Consider the following 19,076-nt stretch of genomic DNA (forward strand, 5'->3'; position numbering starts at 1 on the left):
CTACAAACAGTGATCCCGAGATCAGCATGTTTATCGCGCCGGTCCGCCTGCCTAGAGTGATCACCACGTACCGGGGCCACCGGCCGAGCGAGGAGATCTCCCCCATGAATACCCGCGATGTCGTCTTTCCCCCGGGCCGCCAGGCCTTGTACGAGCGCAACCGCTACTCGCCGGCTGTGCGTTCCAATGGCTTCCTGTTCGTGTCCGGCCAGGTGGGCAGCCGCGAGGACGGCTCACCGGAGCCGGATTTCGAGGAGCAGGTACGTCTGGCGTTCCGTAACCTCAACGCCATCCTGACCGCAGCCGGTTGCAGCTTCGACGACGTGGTGGACGTGACCGTCTTCATTGTCGATCCCGAAAAGAACTTCGAAATGGCGTGGAAGATCGTGCCCGAATTCTGGGGTGAGGCTCCGCATCCCACGCTGACCGGCATCGGCGTGACCTGGTTGTATGGCTTCCTCTTCGAGATCAAGGTGATCGCGCGACTGCCGGAGGCAGCGCGCCAAGGCGCATGAGTCACCGACACGCGCCCGTTAGTGCGTCACTCCGCGAACGCGGCCTCGACGGCCGCGCGGTGGCACTCGCGGCGGCGTGTCGGTGTTGCAAGTCTTGACCGTGGCGGCAGCGGTCGGGCTGTACCTGCTGTTCTGGTCCGTCCTGTCGGCGCTCGTCTCGCGCGGAGGTTGGAGTAGTAGCGTCGCGACATAGCTTCGCTCGACACCGCTGGCCGCCATGTGATCGGCATCGTGACCAGCTTGGACAGTTGCGACGGGCTCGACAGTCGTCGACTGCAGGGCGAGTCCGACAGAGAGACCAAAGTGGCCAAAGATTCGCGATGTCTTGACTCGCACCACCTCGGCCCTGGCATCGCTGGGCAAAAAGTGTCGAGCGATAGGTTTTTTACGGACGCCACAGCACGCGTTGCCCTTGCGGCGGCTTTACAAATTGTTTACAAGTGGGTTTGTCGCAGGCAGGGGGGCGGCACTTCGAAATATTCTTATGGAGAGAGAAGTCGATGAACGCACCCCGTCGCCACGCGTTGGCCACCGCCGTTTCACTGTGTCTGTTGCTGACCCTGCCGGGACTGGCAGCCGCGCAGGACACCCCGCCCGATAGTCCGCCCGAAGCGACCACGCTCGACAGCGTCCAGGTCACCGGTACGCGGATCAAGAACGCCGAGATCGCGACCCAGACGCCGGTCCAGACCCTTACCCGCGAGGACATCGAGCGCACCGGCCTGACCTCGATCGGCGACATCCTGCAGGAGTTGACCGGCTCGGGTTCCGCGCTCAACACCAAGTTCAACTCCTCGGGCAATTTTGGCTTCTCGCCCAATGGCGACGGTGTCGGCGCCGGTTCGGCCCAGGTCGACCTGCGCAACCTGGGTGCCAAGCGCGTGCTGGTGCTGGTCGATGGCATGCGTTGGGTCAATGAATCGTCCGCGTCCGGCGTCGGTGCGACCACCGACCTCAATACGATCCCGTTGGCGCTGGTCGAGCGCATCGACGTGCTGGAAGATGGCGCCTCGTCTCTGTATGGCTCCGATGCGATCGCCGGCGTGGTCAACATCATCACCCGGCGCAATTTCGAAGGCGGCCAGATCACGCTCAACTACGGCCAGTACGGTGAAGGCGACGGCGCGTCCAAGGGCATCGACGTTGCCTGGGGCATGAACACCGAGCGCAGCAATCTGTTCATCGGTGCCAGCCGGGTCGAGCAGGACCCGATCTCCGCCAACACCCGCGAGCAATCGCGCTTTCCGATTCCCGGCACCGGGCTGACGTTTGGCAGCTCCGGTACCCCGCGTGGACGCTTCATCATCACCGACCCCAACACTGGCGTCACCCACGACATCACTCCCAACGAGGGCGACAACGACCCGTTCTACGACCCGGCGCAGACCGGCTGCAACCGCACCGATGGCTTCCATTGTTTCGGTACGCCCGATCGCTTCAATTTTTCCGAATACAACCTGCTGCTGACCCCGTCGACCCGCACCGGGGTGTTCGGCCAGTACCGCTTCTATTTCAACGACAAGGTCCACGCGTACGCCAAGGCCCTGGTCAATCGCCGCGAGTCGGTCAACCAGGCCGCGCCGGAGCCGTTGTTCCTGGGCGCCGATGCCGGCACCGGCAACCCGATCTCCGATGGCATGTTCGTGTCGGCCGACAACCCCTACAACCCGTTCGGTTTCGATCTGGTCTCGGTGGACGATCCGGCTACCGCGCAGAACGAAGTCAACTTCGTGTTGCTGGGCCGGCGTCCGGTCGAAGGCGGGCCACGCGTCTACGAGCAGCAAGTCGATACCCGCTACTTCGCCGCAGGTCTGGAGGGAAGTTTCGAGGCCAGTGAGCGGACCTGGTTCTGGGATGTGAACCTGTCCACCAGCGAGAACGAGGCCGAGCAGACCAACTACGGCAGCTATGACATTCGCAAGGTCGCCCTGGCGCTGGGTGATCCCGCCGTATGCGCGGCGAATCCGGGCTGCGTGCCACTCAACCTGTTTGGCGGCCCCGGCACGCTCACGCCCGAGATGCTCGCCTACATCCAGCCGGTGGTGCGTGACCGCAGTCAGCAGACCCTGGATGTGTTCACCGCCAACCTGTCGGGTGATCTGATCGACTTGTGGGCGGGGCCGTTGTCGTTCGCCGTCGGTGCCGAGCACCGCCGCTATGAAGGGTCCTACCAGCCCGATCCGCTGACAGTGGCCGGGTTCTACAACGGCGTTCCGTCATTGCCGACATCCGGTGAATACGACGTCACCGAGGCGTATGTCGAGCTCAATGTGCCGCTTATCCCCCGAGACTCGTTCGGCAAGAGCCTGGACCTGAGCCTGGCCGGTCGCTATTCGGACTACTCCACTTTTGGCGGCCAGTTCACCCCGAAGTTCGGGCTGCGCTGGCAGGTCGCCGATGAACTGCTGTTCCGGGCCACCTACGCCGAGGGCTTCCGTGCACCGTCGATCGGTGAGCTGTTCGGCTCGGCCAGTCGCGCTGACCTGCAGATCGACGACCCCTGCCTGGTCGGACTGGACGGCAGCGCGCCAACCGGCAACGCCGGCAACTGCACCGCACTGGGCGTGCCGGTCGGCGCGGAGCAGACCAACGGCCAGATATCGGTCACCACCGGCGGCAACATGGAACTCGATCCCGAGACGGCGCGCAGCTTCACCGCCGGCATGGTGTTCAGTCCCAGCTTCGCCAGCGCCGTGGCGTGGTCGGATCGGCTGGACTTCGAGTTGACCTTCTACCGCCACGCGATCGACGGCGCCGTCCAGGCCATCGATGCCCAGACCCAGCTCGACCTGTGCGTGGCCTCGCTGGACCCGCTGTATTGCAATGGCATTACCCGGTCCTCGATCGGCAGCATCAACGGGTTCAGCAATCGCTTGACCAACCTGGGCTCGATCAAGACCAGCGGCTGGGATGCCGATGTGTTCTGGACCTTGCCCGAGAGCGCGGCAGGGGTGTTCAAGCTGGCCTGGCAAAGCACCTTCGTGGCCCATTACGAGGCCGTGGGTGCCTCCGGCCAGGCGCAGCCGCGCACGGTCGGGGTGGAAGTGACCGACAGCGCAATTCCGGACTGGACCTCGACCGCCAGCCTGGACTGGCGTCGCGACCAGTGGAATGCCTCGTGGAGCATGCGTCACATCAGCGAGCTGGAGGAGCAATGTGGCGATGCGGTGTCGTTCCCGGTCTGCAGCAACCCGGCCGAAGGCACCAACACGCTCGACGCGATCACTTATCACGACCTGCAGGTGGGTTACGAGTTTGACTGGTTCAAGGGCCTGCAGTTGACCGGCGGCGTCAACAACGTGTTCGACAAGGATCCACCGCTCTGCCTGTCGTGCTCGCTCAATGGTTACGACGCCTCGACCTACGACATCCCCGGCGGGCGCTACTTCTACGTGCGCGCCAACCTGCGCTTCTGATCAACCAAGGCCGGTCGGCGCAAGCTGACCGGCGCCTGGGGGAATTGCCGTCATCCCCCGCAATAAACCGTCATCCCCGCAATAAACCGTCATCCCCGCGAAGGCGGGGATCCAGGGACTTTCAAGCCGTTGGTGCCGCCGCTCGCCTAGACCAACGACGCGTCGGGGACATCCAGCTCCAGCGACATGGCCAGATGGTCGGAATGCGCGGCCGGCATCGCGCAGGCGCCCGAGCAGCTCAGCCCGTCGCCGATCAGGATGTGGTCGATCGCACGCTGCGGTCGCCAGCTGGGGAAGGTGGCCACCGCGCACTCGGGGGGCTGCAAGCGGGTGTTGCGAAACAGCGTCTGCATTTCCGGGCGGTCGATGGCGCAGTTGAAATCACCCATCAGCACCGCATGGGGATTGTCCTGCAGCAACTCGGCAATGAAGCCCAGCTGCGCGCTGCGCGAGTTCGCACCCAGTGACAGATGGGCAATCGCGATGACCAGGCCGTCCTCGCCGTGGCCAAAGCGCGCCAGCAGCACCCCGCGTCCGGAGATCCGGCCCGGTAGCGAATGGTCGGTCACCTCGATCGGCTCCAGCTTGCTGAGCAGGCCATTGGCGCTGGAGGCCACCCCGCCCATGCGGCGGTTCGGCTGGTGACTCCAGTAATCGAAGCCGCCACGCTGGGCGAGGTAATGGGTCTGGTTGGTGAAACCCGAACGCAGGCTGCCAGGATCGGCCTCGTTGAGGCCGACGATGTCGTACTGGCCGGCCAGTTGGGCAATCAGGTCCAGGCTGCCGCGCTTGTTACCGGCGGGTAATACATGCGACCAACTGCGCGCGACATAGTCGTGATAGCCCCGGGTGCTGGAGCCGGCCTGGATATTGGCGCTGAGCACGCGCAGCCGGCGCGAACCTTCCGGTGGCGTCGCCACGGGAGGGATCTCGTCGATGCGCTCAGCGCCAGAAGTCGCCATGGTTATGCCGTTCCCAATCAGCCGTTGTCGGCTTCGGTCGGGGTGGCGACTTCCTCACTGGCCGGGGCGGCGTCCTGGCGGGCGGCGCGCTCTTGGGCGATCAGGTGCTCGGCGATACGCAAGTGCTCGTCCCAGCTCTGGCCGGTGACGCGGTACTTGCCATCGACGATCAGGGTTGGGGTGGAATCCACGCCGCTGCGCTGCAGGAACTGCTGGGCACGACCCATCTTGGCGTTGATCGCGAAGCTCGCCATGGTGCTGGCGAACTGTTTGGGATCCGCGCCATAGGCCGCGTAGAACTGGGCAATCTGCTCGTCACTGGAGTCCGCCCCCAGGCTGCGGTCGATATGGATCGCCTTGAACATCGCGTCGTGGGTCTGCGGCAGCAGGCCGGTGGCCTGCGCGGTGAAGAACGCCTTCGCATACGGCATCCAGAAGCCGCCGAACGGTGCCGCTACCGGCGTGAACTGCACGTCAGCCGGCAGTTTGGCGGCCCAGGCACTGACCATCGGCTCGAAACTTGCGCAGGCAGGGCAGGTATAGCCAAACACCTCCACGACTTCGATCTTGCCGCTGTTGGGCTGGTAGGGCTCGCCACCGGCGATTTCCACGTAATCGGTGCCGGCGACTGGCGCCGGGCCGACCGGAGCAACGATCGGCCCCGGTGTACGGACAGGTGCCGCGGTCGCCGGGGTAGTCGTGGTGGGTGCCGGCGCGGCCGTTGTGTTGGCTGCGGGCGTAGCGGGAGTGGGCGCGGGCGTGGGCGCATCGGCCGAGCAGGCGGCGAGGGCGAGCACGCCTGCCAGGGCCAGGCCGAAACGGGGCAGTAGAGCCAATCGCAAGGTCATGGGTAGATCTCCGGAAGATAAACAAAGAATGCGGGGTGGTGCAGGCTGGCCCAAGGATAACCAGCTCCATGGTGGGAGAGTGTGCACGGTGCACGTTCCGGAATTCAGGATTCCCGGACGTCGTCGATGAACTCGTTGTTGGTGGTGTCAGTGCTGGTGATCTCAGTGCTTTGGCTGCGCGCGCCGCGAGCGTTCCAGCTCGACCAGCTTGGCGGCGTTGTCCAGCAGGTCGCTGGCGCTGCTGCCCAGCACCCGGTATTTGCCGTCCACGATCAACGTGGGTGTGCCTTCCACGCCGCTGCGCAGCAGGAAATCGCGTGCTTGTTTCAACTGGGCCTTGATCGCCGGGCTGGTCATGGTTTTGGCGAACTGCTCCGGATCGGCGCCGTAGCGGGCGTAAAACGCCGCGATCTCCGCAGGTGTTGCACCGCTGATGGGCAGGCTGTGCTCCTGGTGCAATGCGCGGAACATTGGAGCGTGGGTCCGTGCCACCAGCCCCTGGGCCTGCGCGGTGTAGAACGCCTGCGCATAAGGTATCCAGTAACCACCGAAGGGAGCGGGCACCTCGACGAAATTGACGTCGGAGGGGAGCTTCGCTTTCCACGCGCTCACCAGTGGTTCGAAGTGCGCGCAGTGGGGGCAGGTGTAGCCGAACACTTCGACCACCTCGATCTGGCCGGCTGGCGTGGCGAATGGGGCGCCATCGGGAATCTCGATGTAATCGGTACCGGCAACCAGATCTCCCGTTGGCGCTGCGGCGAACCCGATCATCGGCAACGCCACGAACATGCCCGCGATAGCCGCCCGGGCCAGGACTGTCCGGATCAGGAGCGCGCCACCAATCCGACGCGAACGGAACAGGTGGGTTTTTGCGAAACCGTGGTTCATCAGCGGGTATCTTTCAAACAAGAGCGCCGACCGCAAGGATACGGTCGGCGCAATGAACAGTTGCGGGTGCAGGTCCGGCCGGTGTCGGATGACCTGAACGAGAGTGCGGTTCTGCTCAGCCTTCCGATACCGGTTCGGCTTCCGGTTCCACTGGCGTGGCGGGCTCGGTTGCCTCGGCGGCCTCAGCGGAGTTGGTGTCGGTCGCTTCCGCCTCGGTCTCGGTCGCCTCTGCCTCGGCTTCGGTTGCACCTGCGGCTGCAGCGTCCGCTGCTGGTGCATCGGTGGCCCCGGCGCTCGCATCGACGGCAGGTACGGCTGCAACGGGCGCTGCCGGCGCGGGAACTACCATCGCAAGCTGGTCATTTGCCGCCGGGTGCAGGCCCTGCAGGTAGCTTGCCAGTGCGCCGATCTCCTGATCGGTCAATGGCTTGGTGATGGTCGCCATCATGTCAAACAGGTGGGAGTCTTCGCGATCACTGACCCCGGCGCGGTACATCTCCAGTCGCTGTTGGGTATAGGCCGCCTGCTGACCTGCCACATGCGGATAGGCCGGGCCGGGGTTGCCGGCGCCGTCCGGACCGTGACATGCCATGCATGCCGGGATACCGCGTTCGGCGTCGCCGGCCAGGAACAATTGCTCACCCACCTCGTAGAACTTCAGGCCCTCGTAGGGCCCCGACGCGACCAGGCTGTCGTCGGCAACGCCGGCACCGGACTCCTGGGTGGCGTAATACGCGCCCACATCGCGCGCGTCCTGGGCGCTGAGCATGTCGGCGAAGGGCTTCATCACCGCGGCCATGCCGCCACTGCGCTCACCGCTCTTGAACAACGCCAGTTGATTGGCGATGTAGCGCTCGCTCTGGCCGGCCAGGCGGGGGTACATCTCGATCGCCGGATTACCGTCCAGACCGTGGCAGGCCGCGCAGGTGCCGGCCAGGGTCTGGCCATTTTGCGCATCGCCCCAGGTGGCGGTTTCCGTGGCCGCAGGATCCAGCGGCGTCGTCTCCACCGGTGCGACGTCGGGGATCGGGGTGACCGTGGTCTGGGCATAGGCAACCGCGGCAACCGCCGCGAGGACGGTGATACCGACGATGCCAAGGACGCGGGCGTGGCTCATGGGGCTGGGCTCCGGAAAACGCTGAAGTGACGATCGTGAACGGTCGTCTAACCGCAGAATTATCGTCGGCACGCGCGGCGGGGTCAACGCGGCGTCAATGCGGGCACGGCGCGATGACGCTTCGGGCCGGGCCACGGTCACGTCAGGGCAGCGACCCGGTTGGTATTGCCGGCGCACTCGAGGCTTCCGGCGTGCGATCCTATGCCCATGTCAAAACATCTTGTCCGTGCCCAGTACCTGCTGGCTGCCCATACTCCCCAGCAGCTGCCGCCCGACGGTGGCTTCGAGGTGGCGTTTGCCGGCCGCTCCAACGCGGGCAAGTCCAGCGCGCTCAACGCGATCTGCCAGCAGAACGCCCTGGCACGGGTTTCCAAGACCCCGGGCCGGACCCAGCAACTGGTGTTTTTCGCCCTGCCGCCGTCCACCGATCGCTTCCTGGTCGATCTGCCCGGTTACGGCTACGCCAAGGTGCCCAAAGATCTACAGGCGCATTGGCAGGCGTTCCTGGACCGGTATTTCCGTACCCGCGACGCCCTCAAGGGTCTGGTCGTGGTGATGGATATCCGCCATCCGCTGAAGGAATACGACAAGCAGATGCTCGGTTATGCGGTCAGTCGCGGCCTGCCGGCCCATGTGATCCTGACCAAAGCCGACAAGTTGAGCCGTGGCGCCCAGGGCACGGCCTTGCTGGAGGTGCGCAAGGCATTGCAGGCCGAACACGGCGATGCAGTCAGCGTGCAGCTGTTTTCCGGCGAGTCCAAATTGGGCGTCGATGAGGCGCGTCGGGTAATCGGCGGCTGGCTGCAGTTGTAGGAGTACTTCACGCGGCTGGGCTCACTGGCGCGATGCAGTGTTGCGTTGCGTGGAGTCATCGATGCTGGCGGCGATCTACACTGCGGGTCTTGCGTGTGCGGCTGTCATGCCGCATATCCAGTTCCAATGATCCAGCCCAACGAGGTGCGCGTGTCCGGTCCCAGTCACGTCGAGGAAGTTTCGATCCAATCACGCGCTCAACTGGTCGAGTACCTCAGCTCGGGAACTCGCACGCGCGATGACTGGAAGATCGGCACCGAGCACGAGAAGTTCGGCTTCCGGTTTGATGACCTGCGTCCGCCGACTTTTGATGGCGAGGGCGGGATCGAGGCGCTGCTCAAGGGCCTGGTCCAGTTTGGCTGGGTACCGGTGGAGGAGCACGGCCGGGTGATTGCATTGACCCGCGACGGTGCATCGGTGTCGCTGGAGCCGGCCGGCCAGCTGGAATTGTCCGGCGCCCCGTTGGATACCCTGCATGACACCTGTCGCGAGGCGGCCTCGCACCTGCGCGAAGTGCGCGCGGTGGCCGAGCCGATGGGCCTGGGTTTCCTGGGCATGGGCTTCCAGCCCAAGTGGCGGCGCGACGAGATGCCGTGGATGCCCAAGGGGCGCTACAAGATCATGCGCGAATACATGCCCAAGGTCGGTAGCCTCGGCCTGGACATGATGACCCGCACCTGCACCGTGCAAGTCAACCTGGATGTCGCCTCCGAAGCCGACATGGTGAAGAAGTTCCGGGTCTCGCTGGCGTTGCAGTCGATTGCGACCGCGTTGTTTGCCGACTCGCCGTTCACCGAGGGCAAGCCCAACGGCTTCCTGTCGTACCGCTCGCATATCTGGACCGATACCGACAACGATCGCTCCGGGCTGCTGGACTTCGTGTTCGAGGACGGCTTCGGCTACGAGCGCTACGTCGATTACCTGCTCGACGTGCCGATGTACTTCATCTACCGCGACGGTGAATACATTGATGCGTCGGGGCAGTCATTCCGCGACTACCTCGCCGGCAAGCTGCCGGCGCTTCCGGGGCAGTTGCCGACCCTGCAGGACTGGGCCGACCACACGACCACGGCGTTTCCCGAAGTGCGGCTGAAAAAATACCTGGAGATGCGCGGTGCGGACGCCGGGCCGTGGAACCGGATCTGCGCGTTGCCGGCATTCTGGACCGGCCTGTTGTATGACGACACCGCGCTGGATGCGGCCTGGGACCTGGTCAAGGATTTCAGTCTTGAGGAGATCCACGCCCTGCGCAGCGGCGTGCCGAGGCAGGCATTCAAGATGCCTTTCCGTGGCGGCACCGTGCTCGACCTGGCCCGCCGTACGGTGGAGATCTCCGCCCACGGGCTGGCGCGCCGTGCCCGGCTCAATGACAACGGCAGTGACGAGTCGATCTTCCTCAGTCCGTTGATGGAGTTGGTTGAGGCGGGCGAGACCCCGGCAGAGCGGAAGCTGGCGCTGTTCCATGGCGTCTGGGATGGCAACGTCGACCCGGTGTTTCGCGAGTTCGCTTATTGACCATCGGTGGTGAAGTTCGCGCCAGGCTGCGACGTCACCGGGAGTCGGCCGCTGTTGCGTTAGCCTTGGGGGATGCAGATCCCAACCGATACGACCGACGACTCCCTGCGTAGCGTCGAGTTCGCACCCACCGACCAGTTTTTGCGCGAGGACGTCAAGCAACTCGGCGCGTTGGTGGGGGAGATCCTTGCCGAGCAACGCAGCCCGGACTTCCTGGCCCGGGTCGAGCGCCTGCGCCGCGCGGCGATTACCCGCCGCGAGAACGACGAGCCGGTAGCCGGATTGGCCGATGCCCTGGCGGGCACGCCGATTGAGCAGGCCAGTGACCTGGTGCGCGCGTTCTCGACCTATTTCCAGGCTATCAACCTGGCCGAGCGGGTCCATCGCATTCGCCGCCGCCGCGAGCACGAGCGTGCCGACCACGGTGCCCAGCCCGCCAGCCTGGACGATGTCATCCGTCGGCTCGCCGCGCAGGGCGTCGGTGCAGACGAGCTGGGCGCGGTGTTGTCGCGACTGCGGATCGAGCCGGTATTCACCGCCCATCCGACCGAGGCCGTGCGCCGGGTACAACTGAAGAAAGAACGCGAGGTCGTGACTTGCCTGGTCAACGACATCGACCGCGGCCGTACCCCGGCGGAGCGCGGTGCCGATCGCGAGCGTATGCGCATGGCATTGACCGCAAGTTGGCAGACCGTGGAGGCACCGGCCGCCAAGCCGAGTGTTGCTGACGAGTTCGAGCACGTCGGCTTCTACCTGACCGAAGTGTTGTACCGGGTCCTGCCCGTTTTCCATGAGGTCTTCCAGGCGGCATTGACCGAGCACTACGGGGACACGGCGGAGTTGCCCGACGTGCTCGGGTTTGGCAGTTGGGTCGGCGGCGACATGGACGGCAATCCCAACGTCGGCGCCGACACCATTGCCGCGACCCTGGCCCGGCAGCGGGCGCTGGTGCTGGCCGCGTATCGACGCGATATCCACAAGCTTGAAGACCTGCTGAGCCAGTCCCTGAGTCGGGTGGCAGTCAGTGAGGTGGTGATGGCCAGGGTCGACCAGTACCGCGATCTGTTGCCGGCCGGCGTCGAAAACCTGCATCCGCGCCATGCCGACATGCCGTATCGCAACCTGCTGACGCTGATGGCCGAGCGGTTGCGGATGACCACCCACGATGACCCGTCCGGTTATCCGGATGCGGCGAGCTTCGTGGCCGATATCGAGTTGATCCACCAAAGCCTGCTGGCCCACCGTGGCGAGCACGCCGGTGATTTCGCGGTGGTGCGCCTGCTGCGCCGTGCGCGCTGCTTCGGCTTCCATCTGGCCAGCCTGGACCTGCGCCAGGATTCGGCGATGCACGACGTCGCGCTGGCCGGCTTGCTGGATGACCCGCAATGGGAACAACGTGAGCCAGCCGAACGCGCGCGCAAGCTGCACGCGATGATGGATGGCAGCCTGGTGCCAAGCGCTGCCGATGCTGACGTGGCGCGTAGCACCCTCGACGTCTTCCGTACCGTGGGCCGGCTCCGCCCGCGCTACGGCCAACGGGTGTTTGGTCCGTACATCGTCAGCATGAGCCGCAGCGCGGCCGATGCGTTGGCGGTGCTGGCGCTGGCACGCCTGGCCGGCTGTGTGGAAAGCGATGACGGGCAAGCCAGCGACGCGCCATCCGTTGACGGCCAGGCCGGCACGACGATCGCCCATGGCGCGGTGCCACTGGACGTCGCTCCCCTGTTCGAGACCATCGCCGATCTGGAGGCCGCCGCCGACACCATGCGCGCGCTGTTTGCCGACCCGGTCTATCGCGCCCACCTGGTAGCGCGTGGCAACCGTCAGGTGGTGATGCTGGGATACTCCGACAGCGCCAAGGACGGTGGCATCGTCGCCTCGCGCTGGAGCCTGCAACAGACCCAGATTGCACTGACCGCGCTGGCCAACGAGAGCGGCGTGCGGATCATGTTCTTCCACGGGCGGGGCGGTTCCATCAGTCGCGGCGGGGGCAAGACCGAGCGAGCGGTGATCGCCGCCCCGCGGGGTTCGGTCGACGGCACCCTGCGACTGACCGAGCAGGGCGAGGTGATCCACCGCAAGTACGGCATTCGCGCTCTGGCACTGCGTAACCTGGAGCAGACCACCGGCGCGGTGTTGCGTGCGAGCCTGCGGCCGCGACCTGATGATCCTCGCGAGGCCCAATGGCGCCGCGTTGCCAGCCAGATGGCCGCCGACGCCAGTGCGCATTACCGCGCGCTGATCCACGAACATCCCGATTTCACCGCCTACTTCCGCGCCGCCACCCCGATCGACGTGATCGAACGGCTGCGCATCGGATCGCGTCCGAGCAAGCGCACCGGTGCCGGCGGAGTGGAGTCGCTGCGGGCGATTCCGTGGGTGTTCTCGTGGGCGCAGAACCGCTCGGGCCTGACCGCGTGGTACGGCGTCGGTACTGCGATGGAGCGTGCATTGGCAAGCCACGGGCAGGAAATGCTGGCCGAGATGGCCCGGGACTGGCCGTTCTTTGCCGCCCTGGTGGACGACATCGAAATGGTCCTGGCCTCCTCCGACCTGGGGATCTTCGAGCGCTACTCGCAGCTGGCCGCCGATGTGCCAGCCTCGACCGGGAAGGGCGATCTGCACGCGCTGATGCACCCGGGAATCGTCGCCGAGTTCACCCGCACCCGCGATGCCGTGCTGGCGATCAAGGGCGAGGACGAGCTGTTGGCCCGGGACCTGCGCCTGCGCCAGTCGATCCGCCTGCGCAATCCCTATGTCGATCCCATCAGCCTGTTGCAGGTCGACCTGCTGGCACGCTGGCGGGCCGGCGAGCGCAACGACGATGCGCTGCTGCAAGTGTTGATGGCGACCGTCAACGGCATCGCCGCGGGAATCCAGAATACGGGTTGAGGCCCGGAGCGGAAATCCTGGCCAATTCGTGCCTGCGCTAGAGGATCTCGTACCGGCGCAACGTCCAGAGCACCTCGTAGCCAACGGCCGCAAGTGCGAAGATGCCGTGGAACCGCGAGTTGGTGGTCTTCATCGCCACCAGGCTCAACACGATGTAGGCGACGTTGCGCACGATGTATTCGGGGCCAAGGTTCTCGAAATACGCCTGCCCCTTTATCCAGGTGTCGATAAAGTCTATGGCGAATACCATGGCCAGCAGGCCAAAGAACCAGCGCCTGCGGGAATAGAAATGTTCCCGGTAATCCGCGTCGTCATCCACGCGCTCGGGCAAGGTAAACGCACACAGCAAGTACAGCACCAGTGCGTAGATCGAGATGAACACGTAGATCTCGATGTCCCACGTGACCATGTAGGACAGGCGGAACTGCCACCACCAGAAGTGCAACAGGTACAGGAAGACGAACAGGGTCCACACCAGGTGGGTCCAGTACACGTGGCGGCGCGCGCGATGCACCATCAGGCCGGCGAAATTACGCAGCAGATGTGTGAGCCCCAGGCCGATGATCATGCCGACCAGGATTCTCACATGGGTGAACAGCAGGGCGGGGTCTGGGACGTGCTGCATGGGCCCGGTCACGTTCATCATCAATGATGGTGGACTGAAGTCGAGCCAAACTAGCACACGCGGAACGGGGCGGGACGGGCCCACGACTATCACGCGATGGTGACGGAGGTGTTGCTACCACTGGCCGAGCTGACGACGAAGAGTCGGCCACGGACGACGCCGATCCTGCTTAGGGAGCGACACCATGAAACCTGGCTATGTAGTGATAGTTATGGCATCGCTGGCGTTTGCCGGCTGCACGGACTCCTTCGAGACGGGTTCGCCGGTTGACACAGCCGCTGCGCAGGCGGAAGCGGAGGCATCTGCACAGACGGAACAAGACGGCTCCGACGCGAATGCGGAAGCAACCGACACGACGGCAGGAGAGGCCGCGGTCGAGCAGGCGATCGAAACCAATCTTGGTGACGCCGCCGCCTACCGGGCGACGTTTGATCGTCTGCAGCGGGGCGTGGGATCGGCGGACAAACAGGCCGTTGCGGCGTTGGTGTCGTATCCGATCAATGTCGAGATCGACGGCAAACCGCGCGTGATCCGGGATGCCCAGGCATTCATCGAGCTGTGGGACCAGGTCATCACCCCCGGGATCGCCTCGGTCATCACGTCCCAGCAGTTCGCTGACTTGCGGGTCAACTACCAAGGGGTGATGTTCGGCGATGGTCAGGTCTGGCTCACCGGCATCTGCCGTGACGATGCCTGTGCCGCCAGCGACATCCGGGTGGTCACGATCCAGTCGGGACCGGCGTCACCCGACCCCCTCGCTTTCACCGTGGACGTGACGCTGTCGGATTCGGCGAAAGAGCAGTTCAGCAGCTCAGGAGAGACGGTGATCGTCGGCGCGACGTACTTTGCCGACCCCGCGGCGGACGCCGGAGAGGATGTCATCAATGACGTAGGCCAAGTCGATCTTGGCAGCGCGCTGGTGACGCTTCCCGGTGAAGGCCAGGCGGCGTTCGGCAGCGGCGGGCTGCAACGCGACCGGCTCGACCTCATCGAAGGCGAGCCCCAGGTAAATATAAACGTCTGGTCGGGGCGCAAGTCCTCACCCGACAACCTGCTGGATTGCGACATGTTCCAGGACGCGATCGCGGTGGCGGCAAGCCAGCCGGTCGCGATCGATTGCCGCCTGCTCGATGAAGGCAACCAGGGAGCATAGGGAGGCGAGGATGCGCTGGGGAGTTTGCGGTTGTCGCCATCGCGCCGGATCGTTTCCGGGTGATGCCCTGTCGATCATCGCTGCCAGCCTCCTGTTGCCGCTGTGGCTGCTTTGCGCCGGACTCGCCACGGCGGCGCAGGACACAGCGGCTGTGCCGGATGCGGTGCCGCAGGACGCGCCCGAAGCCCGCGCAGACCGACTTCGCGTCGGCATTTATGCGAGCCCGCCGTTCGTGATGAAGGACAGTACCGGCGGCTACACCGGGATGGCAGTGGACCTGTGGGAAGAATCGGCCAAGGGGTTGGGCTGGAATTACGAGTACATCGAACAGGAGACGATCAGCGACCTGGTCGAGGGCCTGGAGAGCGATCGCCTGGACGTGGGCCTCACCAACCTGTCGGTGAACCAGGAACGTGCCAGACGCATCAACTTCACCCAGCCCTGGTACGACGGCGGCTTCCGGATCATGATTCACAAGGAAGGCAACACCGGCTTCTGGGCCGTGGTCGCCGGCCTCAGGAAATCCGGGCACCTGCGCGCGTATGCGTGGATCTGCGCGATCATTGTCTTCGCCACGGTCCTGCTGACCCTGTTTGACCGCCGCTTCGACGAAAACTTCACACGGCGCTGGCCGGACGGCGTTGCCGAGAGTTTCTACACGGTGATGTCGGTGACCACGTCGGGCAAGCCGCCGTCGCGCAAGAACCTGTTCGGGTGGGTCGGGCGCCTCTGGCAGGGGTTGTGGCTGGTGTGCGGGATCGCGGTGCTGGCTTACCTGACCTCGTCGGTGACCAGCGTGATGACGACCCTGTCACTGACCAGTCGCATCAACAGCATCGCCGACCTGGCGGGCAAGACGGTCGGGGTGCGCGATGGCAGCACCGGCGAGGAGTACGCGCTGTCGACCGGGCTGAACATCCATCGCTACGACAACGTCGAGCCGGCGGTGGAGGCCTTGAGGAACGACAGGATCAGCGGGCTGATCGGTGACGCGGCAGTACTGGAGTACTACCAGCACACCCATCCGGGCGCCGGCGTGACGGTGGTCGGGGATATCTTCAGCCCGCAGAGCTACGGGTTCGCATTGCAGAAGCACAGCGAGATGACCAAGCCATTGACGGTGGAGTTGCTCGGGCTCAAGAAGAGCGGCTACCTGGCGGAAGTCAACCAGGAGTACTTCGGGCCGGCGCAGTGACTTGCCCCGGTTGCCGGCGACAAGCCGACCCTGACCGCACCGCCTATCATTGAAGCCAACCCCGCACTGGAGCCCGATCATGAAATCCCGCGCCGCCGTCGCTTTCGAAGCCGGCAAGCCCCTGCAGATCGTCGAAATCGACGTCGAGCCGCCGCGCGCCGGCGAGGTGTTGGTGAAGATCTCCCACACCGCGTTGTGCCACACCGATGCGTTCACCTTGTCGGGTGATGACCCGGAAGGCGTGTTCCCGGCGGTGCTTGGCCACGAGGGTGGTGGCGTGGTGGTCGAGATCGGCGAGGGCGTCACCAGCGTCAAGCCCGGCGACCACGTGATTCCGCTGTACACGGCGGAATGCGGCGTGTGCAAATTCTGCACGTCGGGCAAGACCAACCTGTGCTCATCGGTGCGGGCCACCCAGGGCAAGGGACTGATGCCGGACGGCACCACGCGGTTTTCCTACAACGGTGAGCCGATCCATCACTACATGGGCTGCAGCACGTTCAGCGAGTACACGGTCGTGGCCGAGGTGTCGCTGGCCAAGGTCAACCCCGACGCGCCGCTGGAGAAGGTTTGCCTGCTCGGTTGCGGGGTGACCACCGGCATCGGTGCGGTGCACAACACGGCGAAGGTGAAACCGGGCGACACGGTTGCCGTGTTCGGTCTGGGAGCGATCGGGCTGGCAGTGATCCAGGGCGCGGTGCAGGCGAAAGCCGGGCGGATCATTGCGATCGACACCAACCCGGACAAGTTCGAGCTGGCGAAGTCGATGGGCGCGACCGACTGTGTCAACCCGAAGGACCATGACCAACCCATCCAGGACGTCATCGTCGAGATGACCGACGGCGGCGTGGAATTCAGCTTCGAGTGCATCGGCAACGTCAACGTCATGCGGGCCGCGCTGGAGTGCTGCCATAAGGGTTGGGGCGAGTCGGTGGTGATCGGTGTCGCTGGCGCTGGCCAGGAAATCAGCACCCGCCCATTCCAGCTGGTCACCGGCCGGGTCTGGCGCGGTTCCGCGTTCGGAGGCGTCAAGGGACGCACCGAGTTGCCGGGCATGGTCGAGCAGGTGATGCGCGGTGAGATCGACCTCGATCCGTTCATTACCCACCAGTTGCCGCTGGAACGCATCAACGAGGCCTTCGACCTGCTGCATGAAGGCAAGTCGATCCGCACGGTGATCCACTACTGACGGGGAGCGCACATGCAACGTATCGAACAACACGCATGCTTCGGCGGCAGTCAGGAAGTCTGGCAACACGCCTCCAGCACGCTGGGCTGCGACATGAAATTCGCGGTCTACCTGCCGCCACAGGCAAGGCAGGGCCCGTGCCCGGTGCTGTACTGGCTGTCGGGGCTGACCTGCAATGAGCAGAACTTCATCACCAAGGCCGGTGCCCAGGAGTACGCCGCGCAGCATGGCGTGATCCTGGTCGCCCCCGACACCAGTCCGCGTGGCGAGGGTGTCGCCGACGACGAGGCCTACGACCTCGGCCAGGGGGCGAGCTTCTACCTCAACGCCACCCGCGAGCCGTGGGCGGCGCAGTACCGGATGTATGACTATCTGGTGCAGGAACTGCCGGCGCTGGTGGATTCGCATTTTCCAACCACTACGGCGCGGGCGATCAGTGGCCATTCGATGGGTGGCCACGGCGCACTGGTGATCGCGTTGCGCAATCCCGGCATGTACCGCAGCGTATCGGCGTTCGCGCCCATCGGTGCGCCCAGCCAGGTGCCGTGGGGCGAGAAGGCCTTCAGCAACTATCTCGGCGACGACCGCGAACAATGGAAGCAGTGGGACGCCAGCGCGCTGATTGCCGGCGCCGGCGAACGTCTGCCGTTGTTGATCGACCAGGGCGATGCCGACGACTTCCTCCAGACCGAGCTCAAACCCGAACTGCTGCGTGCCGCCTGCGAAGCCGCCGGCCATCCGTTGACGCTGCGCCTGCAGCCCGGTTATGACCACAGCTACTACTTCATCGCCAGCTTCATCGGCGAGCACATCGCCTACCACGCGAAGGCGCTGAAGGGCTGAGCCGCCGGGGTTCAGAGCAGCGGTTGCGCCGGGTTCGCCAGATGGAAATCGGTAAACGCGAACCGGCCGTCACGCAACACGGTTTCCCCTTGTCCCAGGCGCAGTGCCGTGGCGAACATCGGGCCATCGTGAACCAGGGTGTGGAACTCGCCGTTCTCGCCGCAAGGGTCGCAGCGGTCGGGTAGCTCGGCCAGCAATGACGCATCGAGTGATCGACCGCTGAAGCCGGCGTCGAGTTGTTGGGTATCCACGCAACAAAGACGGGTGCGCAGGCCGCCGGCGATCATCTCCCGGGCCAGGGAAGCGGTATCGGCGCCGAACAGCGGGGTCTCGATCCGCCAGCCATGGCGATCGCACAATGCCTCTCGCCAAGCACGTACATCGGCCAGCAACAGGTCGCCGAAGGCGATGGTGTCGATGCCGGGCCAGCGTTCGCGCGCGGCCGTCAGGGTTGCGGCGAAGGCCGCCTCGTAGGTGTCGTTGTCGCCGCCGTGCGGGATCACCGACTCCAGCAACGGCAACCCCACGGCGGCGACCTGCGCGTAAAGCACATCCCGGCGGATGCCATGCATGGCGACGCGATCGAAGTCCCCGTTGAGCGTGGTCAGCAAGCCGACAACGCGGACATCGTCGCGCTGGCGCAGATGGTGCAGCGCCCAGGCCGCGTCCTTGCCGCCGCTCCAGGCGAGCAGGAGGTCCTTTTTCATGCGTACGGCAGCGGCGTGGCGCGCGGGCTCAAGCGGCGGTCACGTCGCGCAGTTCCCAGGCGCTGCCGGCCAGCAGTCGCAAACGTTGTTTGAGCACGTTGCCGGGGATGGACGTGGTGACCACCAGGTCGATGTGCAAGTCATCCTGGGCACCTTCCACGGTCGCCCCGGGGTCGGTCGCGGCAAGGGAGCGGTCGACCTCGTCGGGCTGGTCCTGCTTGCGGCGCCAACGCTCGAACAAGGCATTGCTGCGCAGTGCGTCCTGCAGCTCCGCGGCGAAGCCGGGGCCGCTGTGTGCGGTGAACGACAGGTCCGGATCAGCACCGCGGGCACGGGCCCCGTCGGGCAAGGTGATGTAGTAACGAGTGGCCATGCAGCCTCCTTCAGCGGTGGATGAC

General features: G+C 65.1%; 15 protein-coding genes and 1 pseudogene. 9 read left to right on the plus strand and 7 right to left on the minus strand.

Going from position 1 to position 19,076, the window contains the following annotated elements; translation table 11 throughout:
- Positions 1–104 precede the first annotated feature (104 nt).
- Positions 105–515, plus strand: a complete 411-nt coding sequence (locus ACW7G6_RS14110) for a RidA family protein (RefSeq protein WP_456980429.1) — start codon at positions 105–107, stop codon at positions 513–515.
- Positions 516–1,015: 500 nt separating this feature from the next.
- Positions 1,016–3,931 carry a TonB-dependent receptor gene (locus tag ACW7G6_RS14115; protein WP_456998557.1) on the plus strand — a complete coding sequence of 972 codons (2,916 nt, stop codon included), beginning with the start codon at positions 1,016–1,018 and terminating at the stop codon, positions 3,929–3,931.
- A gap of 146 nt (positions 3,932–4,077) precedes the next feature.
- Here ACW7G6_RS14115 and ACW7G6_RS14120 read toward each other — a convergent pair whose 3' ends face one another.
- The 4 genes and pseudogenes from ACW7G6_RS14120 to ACW7G6_RS14135 all read right to left on the minus strand — a co-directional run.
- A complete protein-coding gene (locus tag ACW7G6_RS14120; RefSeq protein WP_456980492.1) occupies positions 4,078–4,815 on the minus strand; it encodes an endonuclease/exonuclease/phosphatase family protein in 738 nt (245 codons plus the stop codon).
- A gap of 95 nt (positions 4,816–4,910) precedes the next feature.
- Complete coding sequence (locus ACW7G6_RS14125) at positions 4,911–5,741, minus strand: thiol:disulfide interchange protein DsbA/DsbL (protein ID WP_456980431.1); 831 nt, start codon at positions 5,739–5,741, stop codon at positions 4,911–4,913.
- Between the two features lie 162 nt (positions 5,742–5,903).
- Positions 5,904–6,629: a thiol:disulfide interchange protein DsbA/DsbL gene (locus ACW7G6_RS14130; RefSeq protein WP_456980432.1), complete on the minus strand. Its 726-nt coding sequence runs from the start codon at positions 6,627–6,629 to the stop codon at positions 5,904–5,906.
- Between the two features lie 328 nt (positions 6,630–6,957).
- Positions 6,958–7,746 (minus strand): annotated as a pseudogene (locus ACW7G6_RS14135) (c-type cytochrome); the annotation flags it as partial.
- A 207-nt stretch (positions 7,747–7,953) separates the two neighbouring features.
- Between ACW7G6_RS14135 and yihA the strand changes: the two are divergent.
- The 3 genes from yihA to ppc all read left to right on the plus strand — a co-directional run bounded on the left by yihA (position 7,954) and on the right by ppc (position 12,966).
- Complete coding sequence (yihA, locus tag ACW7G6_RS14140; protein WP_456998558.1) at positions 7,954–8,559, plus strand: ribosome biogenesis GTP-binding protein YihA/YsxC; 606 nt, start codon at positions 7,954–7,956, stop codon at positions 8,557–8,559.
- A 150-nt stretch (positions 8,560–8,709) separates the two neighbouring features.
- Complete coding sequence (locus ACW7G6_RS14145) at positions 8,710–10,074, plus strand: glutamate--cysteine ligase (protein ID WP_456980493.1); 1,365 nt, start codon at positions 8,710–8,712, stop codon at positions 10,072–10,074.
- Between the two features lie 72 nt (positions 10,075–10,146).
- The gene (ppc, locus tag ACW7G6_RS14150) at positions 10,147–12,966 is read left to right on the plus strand and encodes a phosphoenolpyruvate carboxylase (protein WP_456980433.1); all 2,820 of its coding nucleotides are present in this window, start codon (positions 10,147–10,149) and stop codon (positions 12,964–12,966) included.
- Between the two features lie 37 nt (positions 12,967–13,003).
- Here the strand turns inward: ppc and ACW7G6_RS14155 are convergent, their stop codons facing one another.
- The gene (locus ACW7G6_RS14155) at positions 13,004–13,591 is read right to left on the minus strand and encodes a hypothetical protein (RefSeq protein ID WP_456980434.1); all 588 of its coding nucleotides are present in this window, start codon (positions 13,589–13,591) and stop codon (positions 13,004–13,006) included.
- Between the two features lie 184 nt (positions 13,592–13,775).
- On the opposite strand from ACW7G6_RS14155, the gene ACW7G6_RS14160 reads away from it, so the two are divergent.
- The 4 genes from ACW7G6_RS14160 to fghA all read left to right on the plus strand — a co-directional run bounded on the left by ACW7G6_RS14160 (position 13,776) and on the right by fghA (position 17,971).
- Positions 13,776–14,744: a hypothetical protein gene (locus ACW7G6_RS14160; protein ID WP_456998559.1), complete on the plus strand. Its 969-nt coding sequence runs from the start codon at positions 13,776–13,778 to the stop codon at positions 14,742–14,744.
- 10 nt (positions 14,745–14,754) lie between these two features.
- Positions 14,755–15,939, plus strand: a complete 1,185-nt coding sequence (locus ACW7G6_RS14165) for a transporter substrate-binding domain-containing protein (RefSeq protein ID WP_456998560.1) — start codon at positions 14,755–14,757, stop codon at positions 15,937–15,939.
- A gap of 79 nt (positions 15,940–16,018) precedes the next feature.
- Positions 16,019–17,128 carry an S-(hydroxymethyl)glutathione dehydrogenase/class III alcohol dehydrogenase gene (locus tag ACW7G6_RS14170; protein WP_456998561.1) on the plus strand — a complete coding sequence of 370 codons (1,110 nt, stop codon included), beginning with the start codon at positions 16,019–16,021 and terminating at the stop codon, positions 17,126–17,128.
- Positions 17,129–17,140: 12 nt separating this feature from the next.
- Positions 17,141–17,971, plus strand: coding sequence for an S-formylglutathione hydrolase (gene fghA, locus ACW7G6_RS14175; protein ID WP_456980438.1), 831 nt, complete (start codon positions 17,141–17,143; stop codon positions 17,969–17,971).
- An 11-nt stretch (positions 17,972–17,982) separates the two neighbouring features.
- Here fghA and ACW7G6_RS14180 read toward each other — a convergent pair whose 3' ends face one another.
- Together ACW7G6_RS14180 and ACW7G6_RS14185 are read right to left on the minus strand one after the other, a co-directional pair.
- Complete coding sequence (locus ACW7G6_RS14180; RefSeq protein WP_456998562.1) at positions 17,983–18,678, minus strand: Dph6-related ATP pyrophosphatase; 696 nt, start codon at positions 18,676–18,678, stop codon at positions 17,983–17,985.
- 28 nt (positions 18,679–18,706) lie between these two features.
- On the minus strand, positions 18,707–19,051 hold the full coding sequence (locus ACW7G6_RS14185) for a hypothetical protein (RefSeq protein ID WP_456980440.1): 345 nt from the start codon (positions 19,049–19,051) through the stop codon (positions 18,707–18,709).
- Positions 19,052–19,076: the final 25 nt, after the last annotated feature.

It is taken from the genome of Lysobacter sp. A421 (assembly GCF_054052145.1).